The organism is Selenomonas sputigena ATCC 35185 (genome assembly GCF_000208405.1).
Classification (GTDB): Bacteria; Bacillota; Negativicutes; order Selenomonadales; family Selenomonadaceae; genus Selenomonas; species Selenomonas sputigena.
In genome coordinates, this window is record NC_015437.1 from 1,212,466 (window position 1) to 1,234,311 (window position 21,846).

Consider the following 21,846-nt stretch of genomic DNA (forward strand, 5'->3'; position numbering starts at 1 on the left):
GCAGTATAATGAAAAGCATATCGTTGAATAGAGCAGGAGGAGCTTCTTCATGGAAAAACGTACCGATGCGACGCGCGCCTCGCGGCAGCAGCTGCAGAGACGCCTGGCACCGAAGTCGAATCCGAAGCCGCCGCCGAAGAAGAAAAGCCGCGGCGGCAATGTTGTGCGCGCTCTCGTGGGTTTCCTCATCATCCTTTTTGTCATGCTTGTCGGCATTGGCTGCGGCTTCTTGACGGCGAGCATGAATACGAAAGAAAATCTCGTTGAGGATATCCGTCCGCCGGCGTCGTCCCATATCTATGACATCAACGGCAACGAGATCGCCAATGTTCATGCGACGGAGAATCGTGAGCCGGTAAAGCTCGCGCAGATTCCGAAAAATCTGCAGAACGCATTCGTCGCGGTCGAGGACAACCGCTTCTATGAACATACAGGCGTTGATCTGCGCGGCATTCTGCGCGCCGTCTATGCTAACGTCACGGGCAGGACGATCTCCGAGGGCGGCTCAACGATCACGCAACAGCTCGCAAAAAATGCTTACCTGACGCAGGATCGGACGTTCAAGCGCAAGGTACAGGAAGTGTTCCTTGCCCTGCAGATCGAGCGCCAGTATACGAAGCAGGAGATCTTGGAGCTTTATCTGAACCAAATCTACTTCGGACAGGGCGCTTATGGCGTGCAGGCGGCGGCGAAGACGTACTTCGGCAAGAACGTCGAGGATCTTGATCTCAACGAATGTGCGATGCTTGCGGGCATACCGAAGAGCCCCAACTACTATTCGCCGTTCAACAACTTCAACGCCGCACAGGAACGCAAGGAAGTCGTGCTCGATCAGATGGAAAAGTACGGCTACATCAATCATGCGACGGCGCGCAAGACGACGGAAGAGAAGCCGACGCTTGCCAATAAGACACAGGCGAAGGATACGACGGGCGCGTACTTCATCGACTATATCACGCAGAAGGTCATCGACCGATACGGCGCCGATGCCATCTATAAGGAAGGCTTGAAGATCTACACGACGATCGACATGACGATGCAGAAAGCGGCGGAAGAGGCCGCGCATACCGTGGCCGTACAGCGCACGGACGGCAATGGAGTGCAGCAGCCGCAGATGGCACTCGTTGCCATCGATCCGCACACGGGCTACATCAAGGCGATGGTCGGCGGCCGAGGCACGGATCAGTTCAATCGCGCGACGATGGCGGAGCGTCAGCCTGGCTCGTCGTTCAAGCCCTTCGTCTTTGCAGCGGCGCTTGAGGCGAATTATTCCCCCGATACCATCATTGACGACAGCCCGATCAAGATCGGTGGCTGGTCGCCGAAGAATTACAGCGGCAATTACAGCGGCAAGGTGACACTGCGCACGGTGGCGCGCTACTCGCTCAACGTGCCTACGGTCAAGATTGCACAGAAGCTCGGCATAGAAAAGCCGATTTACTATGCGCAAGAAATGGGCATAACGACTCTTGTGCTTGACGGTGAGCGCAACGACAAGAACTTCTCGACAGCGCTCGGCGGACTCACGAAGGGCGTGACGCCTCTGGAACTGACGAGCGCTTACGGGACGTTTGCGAACAAGGGCATACACGTCGAGCCTGTCGCCATCATTAAGATTCTCGACCGCAACGGCAAGGTTCTTGAACAGGCGGAGCTTAAGCAAAAGAGCGTCATCAAGGAAAGCAGCGCAGCAGCCTTGACGAGCATGTTACAGGACGTCGTGCAGCACGGTACGGGAACGCGTGCGAACATCGGACGTCCTGCCGCGGGCAAGACAGGTACGACGGACAACTATCACGATGCGTGGTTCGTCGGCTACACGCCCGATCTCGTGGCGGGCGTGTGGATCGGCAACGACGACAACACGTCGATGGGCGTGATGTCGGGCGGCATGGCGCCAGCAGAAATGTGGAAGGCGTTCATGCAGAAGGTTCTCGCGGGCACACCTGCAAAGAACTTTGACGGTGTTTCATATACCGCAGGAAGTGTCAGCGAGATCAAGGACGAAAAATCTGTGAAGGACGAGAAGCATACAGATAAGAAGGAAAAGAATGCCAAGGATGCGAAGAATGGCAAGGATGCCAAGGATGTGCCAAGGCCCGAGGCAGGCGGCAGAACTATGGGAGACGGTGCACCGCAATCCGATTCTCCGCCCGCGCAGCAGCCTTCGCTCCCTGAGCCGGGTGCAGGACCTGAGCCGGGCGCAGGCGTTTCTAAGGGCAGAGATTGATGTGCTTTGAAGGATGAGAAAAGAAGGGAAGAGTTCGTTGGCAAATGTTTTTGATGTTTTGAAAGAGCGCGGTTTCATCGCTCAATGCACAGATGAAGAAGGCGTGCGCGAACTGCTCGGCAAAGAGAGCGTGACCTTCTACACGGGGTTCGACCCGACGGCGGACAGTCTTCATGTTGGACATTTCCTCGGACTCATGGCGATGTCGCACATGCAGCGTGCCGGGCATCGTCCCGTGTGCCTCGTGGGCGGCGGCACGGGAACGGTCGGCGATCCTTCGGGGCGCACGGACATGCGCAGGATGTTGACGGATGAGGATATCGAGCATAACTGCGACTGCTTCAAGAAGCAGATCGCGCGTTTCATCGACTTTTCTGAGGGCAAGGCGCTGATGGTCAACAACGGCGATTGGCTGAGGAAGCTCAACTACATCGAACTTCTGCGCGAGGTTGGGGCACATTTCACCGTGAACCGCATGTTGTCTGCTGAAGCCTACAAAACGCGTTGGGAGAAGGGGCTGACCTTCCTCGAATTCAACTACATGGTCATGCAGGCCTACGACTTTCTGGAACTCAGTCACCGCTGCGGCTGCAAACTGCAGATGGGCGGCGACGATCAGTGGTCGAACATCATCGCGGGCGTCGAGCTGATCCGCAGGAAGGAAGCGAAACCCGCCTACGGACTGACCTTCACGCTTCTCACGAAGAGCGACGGTCAGAAGATGGGCAAGACGGCGGGCGGCGCCCTCTGGCTCGACGCCGAGAAGACATCGCCGTACGATTTCTACCAGTACTGGCGCAACATTGATGACGCCGACGTTGAAAAATGCCTCGCGCTCTTGACCTTCCTGCCGATGGAAGAGGTGCGCCGCTTGGGCGCGCTCAGGGATGCGGCGATCAACGAGGCCAAGACGGTGCTCGCCTATGAGGTCACGAAGCTTGTGCATGGAGAGGCGGAAGCGAAGAAGGCGAAGGAGGGGGCCGAGGCGATGTTCGGCCGCGGCGCGGCATCCGCGGAGTTGCCGACGTTCACACTGACCGCCGAGGAGATGGGCGCGAAGCTTCTTGACATCCTCGCAAAGAACGGCGTTTTCTCCTCGAAGAGCGAGGGCAGGCGTCTCATCTCGCAAGGCGGCGTCACGCTCAACGATGCGCGGGTCACGGATGCCGACTATCGCCTGCAGGAGGAAGATTTCTCCGATGGCACGGCGCTCGTCAAGAAGGGCAAGAAGAAGCATTATCGGCTTGTAAAGGCTTGAAGAAAAGGGCTACGCTATTCAAAATAAGGAGTTGCAAGGTTTTATGTCAGGACATTCCAAATGGGCGAACATCAAGAGGAAAAAGGGCGCGAATGATGCGATTCGCGGCAAGATTACGACGAAGATCGGCCGGGAGATAACCATCGCTGTGCGCATGGGCGGCGGCGATCCGACGGGAAATATGCGGCTGAAGCTCGCGCTTTCCAAGGCGAAGGCGAACAACATTCCCAAGGACAACATCCAGCGCGCCATACAGAAGGGGCTTGGCGCTGCCGAGGGAAGCAACTATGAGGAACTGACCTATGAAGGCTACGGGCCGGCGGGTTCCGCCATCATGCTCGACATCCTGACGGACAATCGCAACCGCAGCGCCGCTGATGTGCGCCACATCTTCTCGAAGTATGGCGGCAATCTCGGCGAAACGGGCTGCGTTGGCTGGATGTTCAAGCAGAAGGCCGTGTTCATTGTGGAGAAGGAGACCTTCGAGGACGAGGACGAACTCATGGGCATCGTGCTCGATGCGGGCGCGGAGGACTTCAAGGCGGAGGACGATGTCTTCGAAATCACGGCGGATCCCGCTGACTATGACGCAATCGAGGCAGCACTCGGCGAGAAGGGAATCGAGACGGCATCGGCGGAGATCACGATGGTTCCCGATACGACCGTCAAGCTTGAGGGCAAGGATGCGGAAAAGATGCAGAATCTCATCGATGCCCTTGAGGAAAACGATGACGTGCAGAATGTCTACAGCAACTATGAGTTTGATGAAGAGTAAGTCCGCAGAAGGCGCGGTCGTGCAGTTTTCATCAAGGAGAAGACATGCTTGCGCTGGGCATTGATCCGGGCACGGCGATCTGCGGCTTTGGCTTCGTGTCCTCGGAGGGAAGCCGCCTCGTGCCGCACGCATACGGCGCTCTGACGACGAGTCCAAAGGCTCGCATGGAAGATAGGCTCATGAAGCTCTACGATGGACTTGACGCCTTGATCAAGGAGTACAAGCCCGATGTCATGGGCATTGAGCAGCTGTTCTTCAACCGCAATGTCACGACGGCGATCCCCGTCGGACAGGCGCGCGGCGTCGTGCTTCTGGCTGCGGCCAAGAACGGCTTGGAGATCGCGGAGCATACGCCGCTGCAGGTCAAGCAGGCGGTGACGGGCTACGGCAAGGCGCGGAAGGAACAGGTCATCTACATGGTCTCAAAGCTTCTGCACCTCGCGAAACCGCCGAAACCCGATGATGTGGCGGATGCGCTTGCCGTAGCCATCTGCACGACGCACTGCATGGCGAGCGCCGCTTGGCGCAATCGCCTGTAGGGAGCATGGATGAACTTAGCGATTGTTGCGGTTTAATAATTTTTAGGAGATTTTCATGATCGGTTTCCTGCGGGGAAAGGTCGCGCGCCTTTCCCTTGATTTTTGCTTTCTTGATGTTGCAGGCGTCGGCTACCGCGTCTTCATTTCGGGCGCGACGCATGGTCGCCTGCACATGGGCGAAGAAGTGACGCTCTTCACGCATCTCGCCGTGCGTGAGGACGCCATGACGCTCTACGGCTTCTTTTCCGAGGAGGAGTACGAGCTTTTTCAAATGCTCATCTCCGTTACGGGAATCGGTCCCAAGGCGGCGCTTGGCATCTTATCGAACATCACGCCCGAGAACCTTTGCCTTGCCGTAAGGAACAAGAAGGCGGACATTTTGACGAAGGCGCCGGGCATCGGCAAGAAGTCGGCGGAACGCATCATCTTAGAACTCAAGGACAAGATGAAGGGATTTATGACGGAGCACGAAGCGATTGTCGAGGAAGGCTTGCTCGAAGAGCCTGTCGAAGATACGATGCTTGCCGAGGCGGGCGCCGCGCTCCTCTCGCTCGGCTACACGCAGGCGGAGTTCACGCCGATCCTGCGGCGTGCCAAAGACTGCAAGGACGCTGAGGCGCTGATTCGTTTTGCGCTGAAGGAGTTTGCCCAACATCGCTGAGAAAGGAGGGGCGGCATGGAGGAAATGGAAGGGCGCATCATTGCGCAGGACGAACGGACAGAGGACACGTGGCAGTACAGCCTGCGCCCGCGAAAGCTCGCTGAGTACATCGGGCAGAAGAAGGCAAAGGAAAATCTCAAGGTCTTCGTGCAGGCGGCATTGAATCGCGGTGAGGCGCTCGACCATGTGCTGCTCTATGGACCGCCCGGCCTCGGCAAGACGACGCTCGCGGGTATCATCGCCAACGAGCTGGGCGTGAACTTCCGCATCACATCGGGACCTGCCATCGAGCGCTCAGGCGATCTCGCGGCGCTCCTGACGAATCTCGGCGAGCGCGATGTGCTCTTCATTGATGAGATACACAGGCTTTCCAGAAGTGTCGAGGAGGTGCTGTACTCGGCGATGGAGGACTTCGCGCTCGATATCATCATCGGCAAGGGGCCGAGTGCACGCTCCATCCGCCTTGACATCGCGCCATTCACACTGGTCGGCGCGACGACGAAGGCAGGGGCGCTTGCCGCTCCTCTGCGCGATCGCTTCGGCGTGATCTCACGTCTGGAGTATTACGAGCCGTCCGAACTCATGCATATCATCGAGCGCGCGGCTGAGATCCTGCAGATTTCCATCGAAAGGAGCGGGGCGGAGAAGATCGCACGCCGTTCGCGCGGCACGCCGCGCGTCGCGAACCGCTTGCTGAAGCGCGTGCGCGATTTCGCACAGGTCGAAGGAGCCGCGGCGATCACCGCTGCAATCGCCGATGCGGCTCTCGATCGACTGGAAGTCGACCGTATCGGTCTCGACCATACGGATCGCCGCATGCTTTTGACGATGATTCAAAAGTTCGCGGGAGGCCCTGTGGGACTCGAAACCCTGGCAGCCGCCATCAGCGAGGAGAGCGACACGATCGAGGGCGTCTACGAACCTTATCTCCTGCAGCTCGGCTTCATCAACCGCACGCCGCGCGGCCGTATCGTAACGCGCGCCGCCTATGAGCATCTCGGCGTGCCCTATGTGGGGGAAGGAAAATGAGCTTAAAACTTTTGCTCCATATGTGCTGCGGGCCATGCTCGTGCTATCCTGTCAAGAAACTTCGGCAGGACGGCATTGAGCCTGTCGGCTACTTCTTCAATCCCAATATCCACCCGTACAAGGAGTGGGATATGCGTCTGAAGACAGCGAAGGAATTTGCCGCCAAGGTGGAGCTGGAAATACGGACGGACGAAAATTACATGCTGCGCGACTTCTTGCAGCGTGCGCTCTTAGCCGAGCGTCTGCCCAACGGCCGCTGCCGCATGTGCTATACATGGCGTTTGGGAGAGGCGGCGCGCTATGCGAGCGAGAATGGCTTTGAGGCATTTACGAGCACGCTTTTCTACAGCATTCATCAGCAGCATGATCTCATGCGCGAAACAGCGGAGTTCTTCGCTCGCAAATACGACATCGAATTTTATTACGAAGACTTCCGCCCGGGCTGGCAGGAAGGAATCGACATCAGTCACGAGTTGGAACTCTACCGTCAGCCGTACTGCGGCTGCATCTTCAGCGAAGAGGAGCGCTACAGCAAAGCGATCCGCAAGGAAAGGAAGAAGCAGGCAAAAGCGAGGAAGCTGGCGCTGCAGATGCAGGAGCAGGAGATAGAGGCAGCTCAAGCCGCAGAATGAAGGAAGCGCTGATAAATTCAGCCCCCCATCTTCACACATCGGGATGACTTCATTTTATCAGCGCTTCCTAAAAACTTCCGCCAAAAGCCGAAAGGTTTGGCGGAAGTTTTTTTGATGCAAATATGTACTGGTTTTTGTTCAGCGGGCTATTCATCATCGAGATGAAAGGAGAACTTCTTGCCGGGAATGATGTAGTTGATGAGGAACTGCTCCTCCTCGGGAATGAGCGCCGCGACGTTGACGCGGGCATCGGCGGGCTGCGGGTGCTTGATGATCTGCAGTTCGCCCATGTACCTGCCGTAGTCCTTGTTATCAAGCGTAATGGCGCCATAGGGGCGCATCTTTTGGTTTTGCGGCAGGATGTCTTTCCCCATCTCCTTGAGCAGGGCGCGGCTCTCTTGAGCACGCACGGCATCACGCGCCTCGTCGAGCCTTGCGGTGAAGACGTGAGCGAGAAGATCCTCCTGCACGGGCTCGTGCAGCGAAAGCTCGGCGCGCATGGTCACGCAGTTCTCCTTGATGACGGCGAGCGTTTCAAGCTCCCCTTGCGACGGCAGGGAGTCGCCGATGAAGATCGAATCCATGCCGATGGCGGCGAGATGCCGCGCGGCGAGGGAAAGCGGGAAGTCACGGTGCATTTCGAGCGTCGGCAGGCCGCAGCGAAGCGGCGAGCGCCGGCGGAAATGACACGGCACGAAAGCGCCGACTGAGATGCCCGCCTTGTGCAGCATCGCCGTCTTGCGCACGAGCGTCGCCTCGGCAAGCCCCGTTCCTTCGCGTGGGTAGAAATTGTGCAGCGCGTCGATGTTGTCGAAGTTCGCATTCTCCTGCAGGAGATCCGTGAGGAACTTGCCCGTGATCGTCGAAGCGTTGAGCTGGATGCGCATGTTCTGGGTGTTGCGGCTCAGCTCAGCGACGCGGGCAGCACCGTAACCGTAGTCGATGCGCAGGGTATGGATGCCCATGAATTGGAATGCTGAGAGAGAGAAGTGGCGCATGCCGAGAAGTTCGAGCGTCTCAGGCGAGATGTCGGAGATGATCTCCATGTCGTGACTGCGGGCCGCCTGCACAATGGTGCTGAATTCCTCCTTGAGAGCGCTGTGATCCGTCTCTGGGATATGCAAGGAGGTGAATATGCGCGTGATGCCAAGTTTGGCGGCAGACTCAATGAGTTGAAGATTTTCTTTCGGGGTGTTGTCAAGGCCGGGATAAATGGAGATTCCTGTCTGCATGGCAATGCCTCCTTTCATTAGTTTGATGGCTCTTCGGGGTCTTGGAAGCCGAGCAGCCAAGTAGCGAGAAAGCCTGCGGCATAAGCGGTCAGAAGACCGATGAGGTAAATGGCGACTTTGTCCGTGACGGCGGCGAGCGGCAATCCGGAGATGCCCATGGCGGCGGCGCCGACCATGAAGGCCGCCTGCACGGCACCGCCAAACGCGCCGCCGATGCAGGCCCCAAGGAAGGGGCGTCCGAGCGGCAGTGTAACACCGTAGATCAACGGCTCGCCGATGCCGAGAACGCCGACGGGAAGAGCCGTCGCCACAGTCTTCCTGAGGAAGGCGCTTCTTGTTCGGCAATAGACGCAGAGCGCTGCGCCGACCTGACCTGCGCCCGCCATGGCGAGCACGGGGAGCAGGATGGTCACGCCGTAGCGTGAGAGAAGCTCCGCATGAATGGGCGTCAATGCCTGATGTACGCCGAGCATGACCATCGGCAGCCACGCCGCGCCAAGCACGAAGCCCGTCAAGGCGCCGCCCTTGTCGATGGCTGCAGTCGCAGCTTGGCCGACCCACTCGGAGAGGACGCCGCCCAAGGGCTGCAGGATGAAGAGGGCGGCAAGACCTGCGATGAGAAGCACGAGCAGCGGCGTGAGGAAGAGGTCGAGCATCTCTGGCACATGGCGGTGCAGCTTCTTTTCGAGCCATGCCGCGAGGGCCGTGACGAGGAGGACGGCGATGATGCCGCCGCGCCCCGGTACGAAGGAGAAACCATCTAAGGAAATGGCAGCGAGTCCCGGATGCGAGAGGATGACGGCGAGCGTGCCGCCAAGCATGGGCGATCCTCCGAATTCCTTCGCGGCGTTGACGCCGACGAGGATGTTCATGCCGAAGAAGACGGCATTTCCCATGAGCCCGAGAAGTGCGGCATAAGGCGTCGCGGCAAGCGCAGGAAAAGTCTTGAGCGCGACGTTCAAAAGCCCCGTGATGATGCCGCAGGCAATGAAGGCAGGAATCAGCGGGATGAAGATGTTGGCGATGCGCTTCAAGAAAAGCTTGGCGGGCGTTGCATTCTTCTTCCGTATGGCTTCATGCAGTGCTTTGCCGTCGCCGACAGCAGAGTTTTGTGCGGCCTGACGTACGGACGGCGCATCTGCAGCATCGCTTCCGGCAGCGGTGTCCGCAGACGGCATTTCTGTCGTCGCGGCTGCAGCTTCTTGTTCAAGCAATTCCTTGAAGCACGCTGTCACGGAGGCGGCGCGGCCGGGACCGAGGATGATCTGCAGCTCTCTCCCGCTCGTATGCGTGCCCAATACGCCGTCGAGCGCTTGGAGCTTTTGCGTGAGATCGGGCATTTGCTCTTTGAGCTCAAGGCGCAGGCGCGTCATGCAGTTCGCCGCCTTGCAGATATTGGCGGCAGGTCCGACGAGTCGGAGGATTTCCTTTGCAAGCGCTTCGGCTTTCATGAAGATTCCCCCTTCAGAGCGCGTCTGATATAGCCGTCGGCGGCGGCAAGCTGCCGCTGCGCCTCCTCGGCAGGAAGATTAGCGAGGAGCATGAGGATGGCGAGTTTTGCACTGCCCGAAGCCTTCGCCAGCGCTTCTTCCGCCTCAGCGCGGCTTTTTCCCGTCGCTTCGATGACGATGCGCCGCGCCCGTTCATCAAGCTTGGCGTTGGAACTTTTGACATCGACCATGAGGTTGCCGTAGACTTTGCCAAGACGAATCATCGCGCCCGTGGAGAGCATGTTGAGGATGATTTTCTGCGCCGTACCTGCCTTGAGCCGCGTCGAGCCTGTGATGACCTCGGGGCCGGTGACCGCCGTGATCGCGACATCAGCGAGTGCGGCGATGGGGGAGCCGGGCGTGCAGGCGACGGCGATGGTCGCCGCACCGAGCGAGCGCGCGTAGTCGAGGCCGCCGACGACGTAGGGCGTGCGACCCGAAGCTGCGATGCCGCAGAGCACGTCTGAAGAGCTAAGGCCTCGTTCTCTGAGAGCCTCCTGTGCGAGCGTGAGGGAATCTTCCGCTCCCTCCTGTGCACGGAAGACAGCATTCATACCGCCCGCGATGACGCCCTGTACGAGTTCGGGATTTGTGCCGAAGGTCGGCGGGCATTCGACGGCATCGAGAATGCCGAGCCTGCCTGACGTGCCTGCGCCTAGATAAAAAAGGCGGCCGCCTTTCTTTAGACGAACCGCAATGATTTCCACCGCCCGGGCAATCATGGGCAGGGCGTTTTCCACAGCCTCGAAGACTTTCCTGTCCTCATCATGGATGGTGCGCAGCATGTCGGAAACAGAAAGCTCGTCGATGTGAAGCGTCGCCGCATTGCGTTGCTCCGTCGTGAGCCTGTCAAGATCGATCATGAAGGCAAAGCACCTCGAATTCTTTTTTATCGTTGAGAAGGAATTTAGACTACACGCACAAACGTCCGCTTTGCAGATATTGTGCGCTGTCTTTCATGAAAGTTACCCAATCGGTTTGCGCCTTCGGTTTGACTTCTTGGGATTCATGGTTAAAGAACCAACCTTCTTCAACTTCTTTATTTTGACATAAAAGACGGAAATCCTCTTTTCCTCACAAAGAATTATCAAAAAAGTTCAATAAATTTTTGATAAGAACGTAATGTAAAATTTTTCTGAGAAAATCCTCAGGAACCTAGTCAATCGGTCTGCGCCTTTTGGGCTTGACCTCTTGGGGGTTCACGCTATGGTAAAGAAAGTAGAATAAATCCGGCAATTCCTAAAACCGCAAAGCAACTCCCGCAAGTTTTCGATAGCAGAAGTCGCTTTGCAATCTTATGAAGCTAGAACCATCTTTATATGGAAAAGCAGGCGTTATTCGAAAGTCTGCTTCACCTTGCAACGAAGCGATAAGTGTGTTCGTCTTCCGTCACGACGCGCTTGTCGGATTTTGAAAGGAAGCCCGCAACGACTTCATTGCGCAGTGCGAAGTAATTGGCCGGGTCGCCGCCGGCTTCCCGCCAGAAAGCGCGGTGCACGTCGAGACGCAGTTCCCATGCGAAGCTTTCGTCGGACGAATCTATGACCATGCAGGCGCCGTCGCACGGCATGCCGTCGAGCATGAGGCTGTCCATGGCATTGAACAAGGCGCTCGGCCGCGACTCTTCCACAGCGGTTTCAGCCCCGAAGGCGAAGGCGGCTCGCTTCATGTCCTCCAAGCGTTCTGCATCCTGCTTCAGAAGCTTCGTCACAAGAGCGGCATAGCGGGATTCGGCATCCTCGATTTTGCCCAGCAGCCAGCCATGGATGTTCGCCAGATCGATGATCGTTTCGAGCGGCCGCGACTCTTCCTTTACATAAGCGGCCGACTCTTCTGCGCTCATCCAACCTTTTTCAATGGCAAGATTGGCAATCGTCTTCGTCAGCTTTTCCTGTGACTGGATTTTCTCATACATGCGAAAATGAATCGGCCCTAAAAATGCACTCATTGCTCATACCTCCGTAAAAATTAAAGCTACTGTTATATTACACTATTTACGGGGGAAATGTTGTATCATTTCTTACCGAGGATAAATTTATTGGCTATTGTGCAAAGCTTTTTCCAGTGGCAGTGAAAATAGGGCGCGGTTGTGCTATAATGAAAGCATCTTTTATGAAAGCTATTTTGAAGAAAAGGACGATGCAATGATGTTTAAGCAAATCGCGGCTTTTTTTGTCTGTCTTTCGATGTTTTCCGGCGTGTCCGGATGGGCAGGGGCGACGGAGAAGGAGCAAGGTTCCTCCTACGGCGCATGGGTCAAGGATATTTCGGCGGAGAGTCCCGAGCCTGAGAAAGTGCATGCGTCGGAAGTCAAATCTGCCGCTGCCGAAAAGACGGGAGACCCCTACAAGATCATCATCAATGTGGCCGCGCGCTCCCTGGGCGTTTACAAGAACAATGAAAAGATCCGCCTCTATCCTGTGGGATTGGGAAAACTTTCTACGCCGACGCCCGTCGGTTATTTTTCCGTCTTGACAAAGGAGGAAAATCCTACATGGGTCGATCCCGGCGATTCCAAGAACACGATTCCTTCAGGGGAAGGCAATCCTTTGGGCTATCGTTGGATGCAGGTCTGGGGAAACTACGGCATCCACGGCACGAATCATCCCGAATCCATCGGCAGCTACGTCTCCAATGGCTGCATCCGCATGAAGGAGGCCGACGTCGAGGAGGTCTATGATTATGCGAGCGTCGGTACGCCCGTGGAAATCATGTATCAGCGCATCGTCATCGATAAGATCAAGGACAACATGATCGTTTACTATATCTATCCCGATGGTTATGGATATCAGCCGCTTGATGTCGAGACAGTAGCGAAGTGGCTTGCAGGCTACGGCGTGGATAAATTTGAATCCGACGAGGAAATCGAGCGGAAGATCGAACTGTCTGACGGTCAGCCCACATACGTCGCCAGGGTATATAATCTGTCCGTCAACGGAAAATCGATGAGCGACAAAGCTCTGATCAAGGATGACATCGTATATCTTCCGGCAGACAAGATTGCCGAACAGCTCAAGGTGCTTGTGACATGGGATTCCAAGTCTGCCACGTTGGGGACGAAGTACGGCAAGGCGATCGGCTACGAAAAGAAGGGGTCGCTCTTCTTCAACGCGGAAGATGCAGGCGTATTGTTTCACCTGCAGGGCGGTTTGAGCAAGCGCGGCGTCTACGAGCTGACATCTATAAAGGAGACGCCCGCCGCTTCGACGAAGGAGGAAGTCGTCGAGACGAAGGACAGCGTTGAGAGCGAGCCAATGAAGAGCGGCGAGGAAACGGCGGAAAGCGCCAAGACGCAGGAGCGCCGTCCTGTCGCGGCGAGAACGACGCGAATCTATCGCGAAGGACAGGCGGATGCGATGGATTCTGCAAAAAAATGACTCCATATTCGGGAAGCCATCGAAAAAATCCGCCGCGATTTGCAATGAGGTGAGCATTGTTGAGCAAACGATTTATCCTTGTCGACGGCAGCAGTCTTCTTTACCGCGCATTTTATGCGCTGCCGCTTTTGCAGACGGCGGACGGCGCGTACACGAATGCGGTATACGGCTTTGCGAATATGCTGCAGAAGCTGCTGAACGAATATGCGCCTGACTATCTTGCCGTAGCTTTTGACAAGGGGAAGAAGACCTTTCGCAATGAGATGTTTGCGGCGTACAAAGGGACGCGCAAGCCTACGCCGCCCGAGCTTTCGAGCCAGATTCCCATGCTGCACGAGTTTCTTGCCGCGTTGGGTGTGCCATTAATTGAAGAGGCGGGATATGAAGCTGACGACATCTTGGGGACGCTCGCCGTGAAAGCAGCGCGGGAGGACGTGGACGTCCTCGTCGTGACGGGCGACCGCGATGCCTTGCAGCTCGTGCGGGAAAATATCCGTGTGCTATTTACGCGCAAGGGTATGACGGATCTTTTGCTTTACGATGAGAAGCTGTTCTTGGAAGAGTACGGCTTCCCTCCAAAGGGACTCATTGATATGAAGGGCTTGATGGGGGACGCTTCTGACAACATCCCAGGCGTTCCGGGCATCGGCCCGAAGACGGCGAAGAAGCTCCTCATCGATTGCGGCTCCTTGGAAGGTGTCTACGAACGCTTGGCGGAAATCTCGGGTAAGAAGCTCAAAGAAAATCTCGCATCAAATAAGGAAAAGGCCTTTCTGTCCAAAGACTTGGCGACGATTCGCTGCGACATGCCTTTGGCATTTGCCCCCGATTCGTATGTGATGAAACCTAGGGGCGATGAATTGCAGGCTTTTTTCCAACGGTACGAGATGAAATCTTTGGCGACCGCGTTCGCCTCCTTTGCAGCGGCAGACGGAGTGCGGGAAGAAACTGCGCCGGAGCTTTCCCTGCATACGATGGATGATGAAGAAGCCAAAAAAGCCTTTGCAGAAAAAGCGGAAGAACAAGGCTTCTTTTCGATTGCCGCCTGCTTCGAGGGAAAGGTTCCTGACATGGAGGCGCGGCATCTCGTCTTATGCGCGGGGGGCGAGGTTCTGCTCGCTGAAGCGGCGGAATTGGCCTGTTTCTCTTCGTTATTTGAAAAAGAGGACATTCAGAAGATTGTCCATGAATACAAGCCGTTCCTTCATTGCGGCATGGGCTTCACTCCTTGTTTCGATGTTTCTCTTGCTGCATATTTGCTGGCTCCTGCCGCCTCGCAATACGATATGGCAAGCCTCGCAGCTACATACCTTCCTTCTGTGAACGCTGCGGAAGCTGCACGGGAAGGAGCTTTGGGAGCAGCATGGTGTGCGGTGCTGCTAGAAAAGATCTATCCTGTGCTGAAGGAGCGTTTGGAAGAGCAGCAGCTTCTTTCTCTCTATGAGACGATGGAGTTTCCGCTCGTGGAGGTGCTCGCTGCGATGGAGCAGGCAGGCATCTATGTCGATCGGGTGGCCTTGCATGAAAAATCCCGAGAGATTTCCGCCCAGATTGCCCACTTGACAGCGGAGATTTATGATTTGGCGAAGGGCGAGTTCAACATCAATTCGCCCAAGCAGCTGTCTGCCGTGCTGTTTGAGCGTCTTGACCTGCAGCCGCCCATGGGAACGAAGAAGACGAAGACCGGGTACTCGACGAATGCCGAGGTGCTTGAAGCCATGCGCTTCGACCATCCGATTCTGGAAAAGATCCTTTCGTACCGCTTCTGGACGAAGCTGCAGTCGACGTATCTTGACAGCATGGAAGGCTTGATTTCTCCGCGCACGAAGCGCATCCATACGAGTTTCAATCAGACGGTCACGGCGACGGGGCGTCTGAGCAGCTCAGAGCCGAATCTGCAGAACATTCCCGTGCGTACGGAAGAGGGACGGCAGATCCGTGCGCTCTTTGAACCGAGCGACGGCTATGACGCCCTTATGTCCGCCGATTACTCGCAGATCGAGCTGCGCATCCTCGCGCATCTTTCTGAGGACAAGAACTTTTTGGAAGCATTCCTGCACGGGCAGGATATTCATGCGCGAACGGCGTCCGAGGTCTTCGGCGTGCCGATGGAAGCGGTCACGACGGATTTGCGCCGCAAGGCGAAGGCCGTGAACTTCGGCATTGTCTACGGCATCAGCGACTATGGACTTTCCAAGGATCTCCATATCTCGCGGCAGGAGGCTGCCGACTATATTGCGAGTTACTTTGCAAAGTGCAGCGGTATCAAGCGCTTTATCGATGGGGTTGTGGAAAAGGCGCACAAGGACGGCTTCGTCACGACGATTTTTGGCAGACGGCGCGACCTGCCCGCCATCAAAAGCTCCAACTACAACCAGCGGACGCTGGCGGAGCGCATGGCGATGAACACGCCGATTCAAGGCTCGGCTGCCGACATCATCAAGCTCGCGATGATCAAGACGCATCGCGCGCTCCAAGAAGGCGGATTCAAGAGCCGCATCTTGCTACAGGTGCACGATGAGCTTGTGCTCGAAATCATGCAGAACGAAAAAGAGCAGGTTGCGGAACTTGTGCGCGACGCTATGGAAAATATCGTGCAGCTTTCCGTGCCGCTTTCGGTCGATATTCATACGGGTGAGAACTGGGCGGCAGCAAAATAAGGGGATGAGATGAATGCCGGAACTTCCCGAAGTTGAAACCATACGGCGTTCTTTGGAAAAAGTTGCGGCGGGACGGCGTATCACGGAGGTCGATGTGCTTCTGCCGCGAACGATAAGATTCCCAGAGGTCGAGGCGTTCCGCTCGCGTGTGCGCGGGCAGCGCATCCTTTGCTTGGAGCGGCGCGGCAAGTATCTGATGCTGCCTCTGGAGAGCGGGGAAACCTTGCTGCTCCATCTGCGCATGACGGGACGCTTTTATCGGCGCGATGCCGACACGCCGACCGGCAGACATGTGCGTGCCATCTTTCATCTGGACGATGGAAGTTGTCTCTTTTTTGAAGACGTTCGGACATTCGGCGAGATCCATCTGCTGCAGCCGCAGGAAAGGAAGGCGTTTCCTGCATTTTCCTGCATGGGACCGGAGCCTTTGACCGAGGAATTTGATGCATCGTATTTATATGACGCCATGCAGAAGAGCAGTCAGCGCATCAAGAGCTTTTTGCTCGATCAGGGCAAGGTGGCGGGACTTGGCAATATCTATGTCGATGAAGCCTTGTTCTTTGCAGGCGTCCATCCTCTGCGAAGAGCGCATACGCTGAATCACGACGAGGCATTCCGTCTTTGGCAGGCGATCAACAAGGTCATCGCTGAAGGCATCGAAGACGGCGGCACGACGTTTCGCGACTATGTGGACGGCGAGGGCAAGTCGGGCTTCCATCAGCAAAAGCTGCGCGTCTATCATCGGGAAGGAGAGCCGTGCCTCGTCTGCGGCACAAAGATCGAGAAGATTCGTGTGGGCGGGCGCGGCACGCACTTCTGCCCGCATTGTCAGCCGCTGCGCGACGGCAAGCTGAGATTGATCGGCTTGACTGGCGTCATCGCGAGCGGCAAGAGCACGGTCAGCCGCCAGCTCATGAAGCTTGGCGCACACGTCATTGATACCGATAAGATCGCGCACAATCTGGCGAAGCCGCACAAACCTCTTTGGGACGCCTATCGCGAGCATTTCGGTGAAGAGATCTTGGCCGAGGACGGCAGTCTTTGCCGCGAAAAGATTGCGGCGCGAGTGTTTTCCGATCCCGAGGAGCGGCGCTGGATCGATGGGGCGGCACATCCGTTGATTGCTTCAAGCGTGAGGAAAAAGATTGCCGCTCTCGAGAAAAAGGGCGCAAAAATCATCTTTCTCGATGTGCCGCTGCTCTTTGAGGCGGGTTGGAATCGCATGGCAGATTTCATCTGGCTCGTCTCTGTGTCGAAGGAGACGCAGCTGGCGCGTCTGATGAAGCGCAACGGCTATACTGAGGAGGAAGCGGCGGCAAGGATTCGCTCGCAATTTCCGTTGGAGGAGAAAAGGCAGCGTGCCGACTGCATCATCGAGAACGATGGCACGCTGCAAGAGACGGCTGCGCAGGCAGCGGCGGCATGGGAAAGGCTGTCGGCGCTTTGATATGCGCCGCACGGAGGGAAGAGGGAGCTTGCATGGCGGAGGACAACGATTTTTACAGGCGCGTCAGGCAGAGACGGCAGGAGACGAATCGTCGTTTTGCCGCCTTCTTCCTTGGCGTCGTCATCCTGTGCATGGCGTTTTCCTTTTTTTTCGCCATGCAGTCGGAATCCATGCAGCGTCAGTACATCTACCCCTACCCATATCGCTCGGTTGTCGAGCATTACGCCGCAAAGTACAAGGTAGACAGTTCTCTCGTAGCGGGCATGATCTTGTCGGAGAGCAAGTTTCAAAGCGGAGCAAAATCGCATCGCGGCGCCGTCGGCCTGATGCAGCTGATGCCGGAAACGGCGCTGTGGATTTCCGAGCAAATCGACGATCAAGAGTACAATCCGGGCGAACTGCATGAACCGCAGAAGAATATCGAGTACGGCACATGGTACATCGCTTCGCTGGAAAAGGAGTTCGAGGGCAACGACGTGCTGGCTCTGGCAGCGTACAACGCCGGACGCGGCAATGTGCACGATTGGATGGAAGAAAATCATTGGGGCATGGATTTTCGCGAGGTTTCCGCCATACCTTATGAGGAAACGCGCGCCTATGTGATGAGTGTTCTGAAGAACAGGCAGAAGTATTTGGAGCTTTATGGCGATAGGGAAGATTGAACGAGGCGTATGATGCAGAAGAAGCTATGTATTGTTCCGGAAAAAAGAAATATCCTGCGCGAACTCACGCAGGGCATTGAGCTTACGCAAGCGGAGCAGAAGATTCTCTTTGCTGCCGTCGTCAAGCATGTGGAGATTTCCCTGAAAGGGAACTCCTGGGAGATTCTGCTGCAGACGCAGGAATTCATCCGCACGAGACTCCTCGACTATGTGGGCGCCTACATCAAGAAGCGGGTGCAGATCGAGAATCTTGTGTTTTATCAGGACGTTCTCGATATTGAGGCTTCCATTGAGCGCGCATGGAAGGAGCTCTGCCTCGTTGCCGCCAACGGCAATCCGACGGTGCTCCATCTGCTCAAGAATGCAAAGCGCATCTTCGATAGGAGCAGTCTGCTCCTTGAGGTCAAGGGCGAGCTTTCGGGCGAGATTCTGCGCGCGCACGATGTGCCGAATCTCCTGCAGAAGGCCATCGAGAAGATGCTCACGATTCGCTGCACCGTTTCGTACAAAGCGCTTGACGAGGAATACGACATCCTGGAAGAGGAGGGCGACCTCGTGATGGATCGCGTCTATGAGGAAAACTTGCGGCAGAAGAAAGAAGCGTCTGCCGCGGCGCCTTCTGCGGCGCAGCCGAAAAAAGCGGCTGCGGCTTCTGCGCATCGGTCAGCGTCCATGACGCGGACGGCGGGGCATGGCGCAGACTTGATTTTTGGCAAGAGGTTTACGGGCGAAGCGATTTCCATCGACGACACTGACGGCGAGATGAAGAACGTCATCCTGACAGGTACGATCGGGCGCGTCAGCTCACGGGAGTTCAAGACGAACACGAAGCTGCTGCTCTTCGATCTCGCCGATGCGACGAATGGTATCAGCTGCAAGAAGTTCTTCAAGGAAAAGGAGCAGGAGGTATACGACAAGGCACTGGCTTCCGTGAAAGAAGGGCTGCTTGTACGAGTCAAGGGCGCGATTCGCTTTGACACGTTCCAGAACGAGTTCATGCTTTTTGTCGATTCGATGCAGAAAGTGGAAAAGCCGAAGCGCGAGGACAAGTCCGAGGTCAAGCGCGTCGAGCTTCATGCGCATACGCGCATGAGCAACATGGATGCCGTGGTCTCAGCGGAAACGCTGATCAAGACGGCGGCTTCCTGGGGCTGGCCTGCCATCGCCATCACCGATCACGGCGTCGTACAGGCGTTTCCCGATGCAGCCAAGGCGGCGTCCAAGCTCGACATCAAGGTCATCTACGGCATGGAAGGCTATCTTGTCCAGGAGGATTTTGAGCAGAAACACGCGAATCATATCATTTTTTTGGCAAAGAACTTGAATGGTCTGCGTAATCTCTATCAGATGGTGTCGCTGTCGCATCTGAAATATCTGCATCGTCAGCCGCGCCTTCCCAAGCACATCATTGAGGAATACCGCGAGGATGTCATCATCGGCTCTGCCTGCGAAGCGGGCGAGCTGATCCGCGCCATCGTCGCGCAGAAGCCTGAAGAGGAGCTTTTGGAAATTGCGAGTTTTTACGATTACCTTGAGATCCAGCCCATCGGCAACAATGAATTCCTCGTGCGAAGCGACAAATTCCCGCATATCAAGGATGACGAGGATTTGCGGCGCATCAATCTCAAGGTGGCGGAGCTGGCGAAAAAACTCGGGAAAATGCTCATCGCTACATGCGACGTCCATTTTCTCAATCCCGAGGATGCGATCTACCGCGCGATTCTCATGAAGGGCAAGGGCTTCGAGGATGCGGAACTGCAGCCGCCGCTTTTCTTGCGCACGACGGAGGAGATGCTCGCCGAGTTTGATTATCTGGGCGAAGAGGCCGCCTACGAGGCGGTCGTGACGAATCCGCGCAAGGTCAGCGACATGATCGAGAAGTTCAAGCCCATTCCCGATGAACTTTATTCGCCGATGATTCCGGGCGCTGCGGAGGAAATCCGCGATATGTCGTACCGCAAGGCGCGTTCCCTCTACGGCGAGAATCTGCCCGAGGTTGTCGAAGCCCGCTTGAAGCAGGAGCTTACGCCGATCATCGGGCATGGTTTCTCGGTGCTCTACCTCATTGCCCAACGTCTCGTCAAGAAGTCGAACGATGACGGCTACCTCGTCGGCTCGCGCGGCTCGGTCGGCTCGTCCTTCGTGGCGACGATGACCGACATCACGGAGGTCAACCCTTTGCCGCCGCATTGGCGCTGCCCGCACTGCAAATTCAGCGAGTTTGTCGAGGACGGCTCCGTCGGCTGCGGCTACGATCTGCCGAGCAGGAAATGCCCCGTCTGCGGCACGGAGCTTCTGAAAGACGGACATGACATCCCGTTCGCCGTGTTCCTCGGGTTCGACGGCGACAAGGTTCCTGATATTGATTTGAATTTTTCGGGCGAATATCAGCCCGTGGCGCATAAGTATACGGAAGAGCTTTTCGGCAAGGACAATGTCTACCGTGCGGGCACGATCGCCACGGTCGCCGACAAGACGGCGTTCGGCTATGTGAAGAAGTTCTTTGAGGAGAAGGGCGTCAAGAAGCACAATGCCTACATCGCGAGTCTCGCCGCCGGCTGCATGGGCGTCAAGCGCACGACGGGACAGCATCCTGCGGGCATCATGGTCGTGCCGCGCAATATGGACGTGCACTTTTTCACGCCGATCCAGCGTCCCGCCGACGACAAGAACACGACGACGATCACGACGCATTTCGACTATCACTCGATCAGCAGCCGTCTCGTCAAGCTCGACATCCTCGGACATGATGACCCGACGGTCATCAAGATGCTCGAAGACCTCACGCACCGCGATCCCAAGACGATACCGTTCGACGATCCGGCGACCTTGAGCATCTTTTCTTCGACGAAGGCGCTGGGGCTCGATCCCAAGGAGCTTGGAGCGAATTCGGGCACGTTCGGCATTCCCGAATTTCGCACAGGCTTCACGCGCCAGATGATCGACGATACGCATCCGTCGTGCTTTAGCGACCTCGTGCGCATCTCGGGCTTCTCGCACGGCACGGACGTTTGGCTCGGCAATGCCCAGGATCTTATCCGCAGCGGTCAATGCACCCTGCGCGAAGCCATATCGGCGCGAGATGACATCATGATGTACTTGATTCACAGCGGCATCGATCCGCTCCTTTCTTTTCAGACGATGGAATCGGTCAGAAAGGGCAAGGGCATCAAGGAAGCGACGGTGAAGATCCTGCGCGAGGGGGGTATCCCCGAATGGTACATCGAGGCATGTCAGAAGATCAAGTACATGTTCCCGCGCGCCCACGCGACCGCCTACGTCATGATGGCTTGGCGCATCGCTTACTGCAAGGTGCATTATCCGCTCGCCTTCTATGCGGCCTATTTCTCGATTCGTGCGGCGGAATTTGACGCTGATGTCGTGGCGCGCGGCAAGGACTATGTGAAGAAGCAGCTCGACGCATTGGAGGCGAAGGAAGCACCCGACATCAAGGAAAAAGCGACGATCATCGTCCTGCAGCTTGCTTGGGAGATGTATCTTCGAGGCTTTTTTATGGAGCGCGTCGATATCTACGCTTCCGAAGCGGAGCGCTTCGTACTCCACGAGAAGTCCCTCCTACCGCCGCTCGCCTCCTTGGGCGGCGTTGGAGCTTCCGCCGCGCGCAGCATCGTCGAGGCGCGAAAGGACGGACTTTTCACGTCCATTGAGGACATTAAGAAGCGCACGGGAGTATCGAAGACGTGCATTGATGCGCTGCAGGCGCACGGCTGCCTTGCCGATATGGATGCGAGCGATCAGATGGAACTTTTCATGTAGTTAGGAGGCGGCTTCGGCTTGACCTCTTGGAACGTCATGAGAAAATAATATGACATTTCAAGAAAAATACTATATAA

16 protein-coding genes are annotated in these 21,846 nt (G+C 56.5%); 12 read left to right on the top strand and 4 right to left on the bottom strand.

Annotated elements, in window-relative coordinates:
• Positions 1-49 precede the first annotated feature (49 nt).
• From SELSP_RS05480 to SELSP_RS05510, 7 genes are read left to right on the top strand one after another with little or no spacing between them, the layout of a single operon-like run.
• Positions 50-2,230 carry a transglycosylase domain-containing protein gene (locus tag SELSP_RS05480; protein ID WP_006192435.1) on the top strand — a complete coding sequence of 727 codons (2,181 nt, stop codon included), beginning with the start codon at positions 50-52 and terminating at the stop codon, positions 2,228-2,230.
• 37 nt (positions 2,231-2,267) lie between these two features.
• A complete protein-coding gene (gene tyrS / locus SELSP_RS05485; RefSeq protein ID WP_013740775.1) occupies positions 2,268-3,488 on the top strand; it encodes a tyrosine--tRNA ligase in 1,221 nt (406 codons plus the stop codon).
• A gap of 43 nt (positions 3,489-3,531) precedes the next feature.
• Complete coding sequence (locus SELSP_RS05490; RefSeq protein ID WP_006192433.1) at positions 3,532-4,263, top strand: YebC/PmpR family DNA-binding transcriptional regulator; 732 nt, start codon at positions 3,532-3,534, stop codon at positions 4,261-4,263.
• Positions 4,264-4,307: 44 nt separating this feature from the next.
• A complete protein-coding gene (gene ruvC, locus SELSP_RS05495; RefSeq protein ID WP_006192432.1) occupies positions 4,308-4,802 on the top strand; it encodes a crossover junction endodeoxyribonuclease RuvC in 495 nt (164 codons plus the stop codon).
• 55 nt (positions 4,803-4,857) lie between these two features.
• Positions 4,858-5,463: a Holliday junction branch migration protein RuvA gene (ruvA, locus tag SELSP_RS05500; protein ID WP_006192431.1), complete on the top strand. Its 606-nt coding sequence runs from the start codon at positions 4,858-4,860 to the stop codon at positions 5,461-5,463.
• Positions 5,464-5,487: 24 nt separating this feature from the next.
• On the top strand, positions 5,488-6,492 hold the full coding sequence (gene ruvB, locus SELSP_RS05505; RefSeq protein ID WP_407635838.1) for a Holliday junction branch migration DNA helicase RuvB: 1,005 nt from the start codon (positions 5,488-5,490) through the stop codon (positions 6,490-6,492).
• On the top strand, positions 6,489-7,124 hold the full coding sequence (locus SELSP_RS05510; RefSeq protein ID WP_006192429.1) for an epoxyqueuosine reductase QueH: 636 nt from the start codon (positions 6,489-6,491) through the stop codon (positions 7,122-7,124). Before ruvB ends, SELSP_RS05510 begins: the two co-directional genes overlap by 4 nt.
• Before the next feature lie 146 nt (positions 7,125-7,270).
• On the opposite strand, the gene SELSP_RS05515 is transcribed toward SELSP_RS05510, so the two are convergent.
• The 4 genes from SELSP_RS05515 to SELSP_RS05535 form a co-directional block, all read right to left on the bottom strand.
• Positions 7,271-8,356, bottom strand: a complete 1,086-nt coding sequence (locus tag SELSP_RS05515; protein WP_013740776.1) for a DUF871 domain-containing protein — start codon at positions 8,354-8,356, stop codon at positions 7,271-7,273.
• Positions 8,357-8,373: 17 nt separating this feature from the next.
• A complete protein-coding gene (locus SELSP_RS05520) occupies positions 8,374-9,807 on the bottom strand; it encodes a PTS transporter subunit EIIC (protein WP_006192427.1) in 1,434 nt (477 codons plus the stop codon).
• The gene (gene murQ / locus SELSP_RS05525; protein WP_006192426.1) at positions 9,804-10,709 is read right to left on the bottom strand and encodes an N-acetylmuramic acid 6-phosphate etherase; all 906 of its coding nucleotides are present in this window, start codon (positions 10,707-10,709) and stop codon (positions 9,804-9,806) included. The genes SELSP_RS05520 and murQ overlap by 4 nt, the downstream gene beginning before the upstream one ends.
• Before the next feature lie 488 nt (positions 10,710-11,197).
• Positions 11,198-11,794: a hypothetical protein gene (locus tag SELSP_RS05535; RefSeq protein ID WP_013740777.1), complete on the bottom strand. Its 597-nt coding sequence runs from the start codon at positions 11,792-11,794 to the stop codon at positions 11,198-11,200.
• 199 nt (positions 11,795-11,993) lie between these two features.
• Between SELSP_RS05535 and SELSP_RS05540 the strand changes: the two genes are divergently transcribed.
• From SELSP_RS05540 to SELSP_RS05560, 5 genes are read left to right on the top strand one after another with little or no spacing between them, the layout of a single operon-like run.
• Complete coding sequence (locus SELSP_RS05540; RefSeq protein ID WP_013740778.1) at positions 11,994-13,223, top strand: L,D-transpeptidase family protein; 1,230 nt, start codon at positions 11,994-11,996, stop codon at positions 13,221-13,223.
• A gap of 56 nt (positions 13,224-13,279) precedes the next feature.
• Entirely contained in the window at positions 13,280-15,883 is a 2,604-nt protein-coding gene (gene polA, locus SELSP_RS05545) for a DNA polymerase I (RefSeq protein WP_006192422.1), read from the top strand.
• 13 nt (positions 15,884-15,896) lie between these two features.
• A complete protein-coding gene (gene mutM, locus SELSP_RS05550) occupies positions 15,897-17,330 on the top strand; it encodes a bifunctional DNA-formamidopyrimidine glycosylase/DNA-(apurinic or apyrimidinic site) lyase (RefSeq protein ID WP_006192421.1) in 1,434 nt (477 codons plus the stop codon).
• Between the two features lie 32 nt (positions 17,331-17,362).
• Positions 17,363-17,992, top strand: a complete 630-nt coding sequence (locus SELSP_RS05555) for a lytic transglycosylase domain-containing protein (RefSeq protein WP_013740780.1) — start codon at positions 17,363-17,365, stop codon at positions 17,990-17,992.
• A 9-nt stretch (positions 17,993-18,001) separates the two neighbouring features.
• Positions 18,002-21,769, top strand: coding sequence for a PolC-type DNA polymerase III (locus SELSP_RS05560; protein ID WP_006192419.1), 3,768 nt, complete (start codon positions 18,002-18,004; stop codon positions 21,767-21,769).
• The last annotated feature ends 77 nt before the right edge of the window (positions 21,770-21,846 follow it).

Coding starts and splice junctions, on each gene's coding strand:
- SELSP_RS05480 (WP_006192435.1), top strand. CDS start 50: ATGGAAAAACGTACCGATGCGACGCGCGCCTCGCGGCAGCAGCTGCAG.
- SELSP_RS05490 (WP_006192433.1), top strand. CDS start 3,532: ATGTCAGGACATTCCAAATGGGCGAACATCAAGAGGAAAAAGGGCGCG.
- ruvC (WP_006192432.1), top strand. CDS start 4,308: ATGCTTGCGCTGGGCATTGATCCGGGCACGGCGATCTGCGGCTTTGGC.
- ruvA (WP_006192431.1), top strand. CDS start 4,858: ATGATCGGTTTCCTGCGGGGAAAGGTCGCGCGCCTTTCCCTTGATTTT.
- ruvB (WP_407635838.1), top strand. CDS start 5,488: ATGGAAGGGCGCATCATTGCGCAGGACGAACGGACAGAGGACACGTGG.
- SELSP_RS05510 (WP_006192429.1), top strand. CDS start 6,489: ATGAGCTTAAAACTTTTGCTCCATATGTGCTGCGGGCCATGCTCGTGC.
- SELSP_RS05515 (WP_013740776.1), bottom strand. CDS start 8,356: ATGCAGACAGGAATCTCCATTTATCCCGGCCTTGACAACACCCCGAAA.
- SELSP_RS05520 (WP_006192427.1), bottom strand. CDS start 9,807: ATGAAAGCCGAAGCGCTTGCAAAGGAAATCCTCCGACTCGTCGGACCT.
- murQ (WP_006192426.1), bottom strand. CDS start 10,709: ATGATCGATCTTGACAGGCTCACGACGGAGCAACGCAATGCGGCGACG.
- SELSP_RS05535 (WP_013740777.1), bottom strand. CDS start 11,794: ATGAGTGCATTTTTAGGGCCGATTCATTTTCGCATGTATGAGAAAATC.
- SELSP_RS05540 (WP_013740778.1), top strand. CDS start 11,994: ATGTTTAAGCAAATCGCGGCTTTTTTTGTCTGTCTTTCGATGTTTTCC.
- mutM (WP_006192421.1), top strand. CDS start 15,897: ATGCCGGAACTTCCCGAAGTTGAAACCATACGGCGTTCTTTGGAAAAA.
- SELSP_RS05555 (WP_013740780.1), top strand. CDS start 17,363: ATGGCGGAGGACAACGATTTTTACAGGCGCGTCAGGCAGAGACGGCAG.
- SELSP_RS05560 (WP_006192419.1), top strand. CDS start 18,002: ATGATGCAGAAGAAGCTATGTATTGTTCCGGAAAAAAGAAATATCCTG.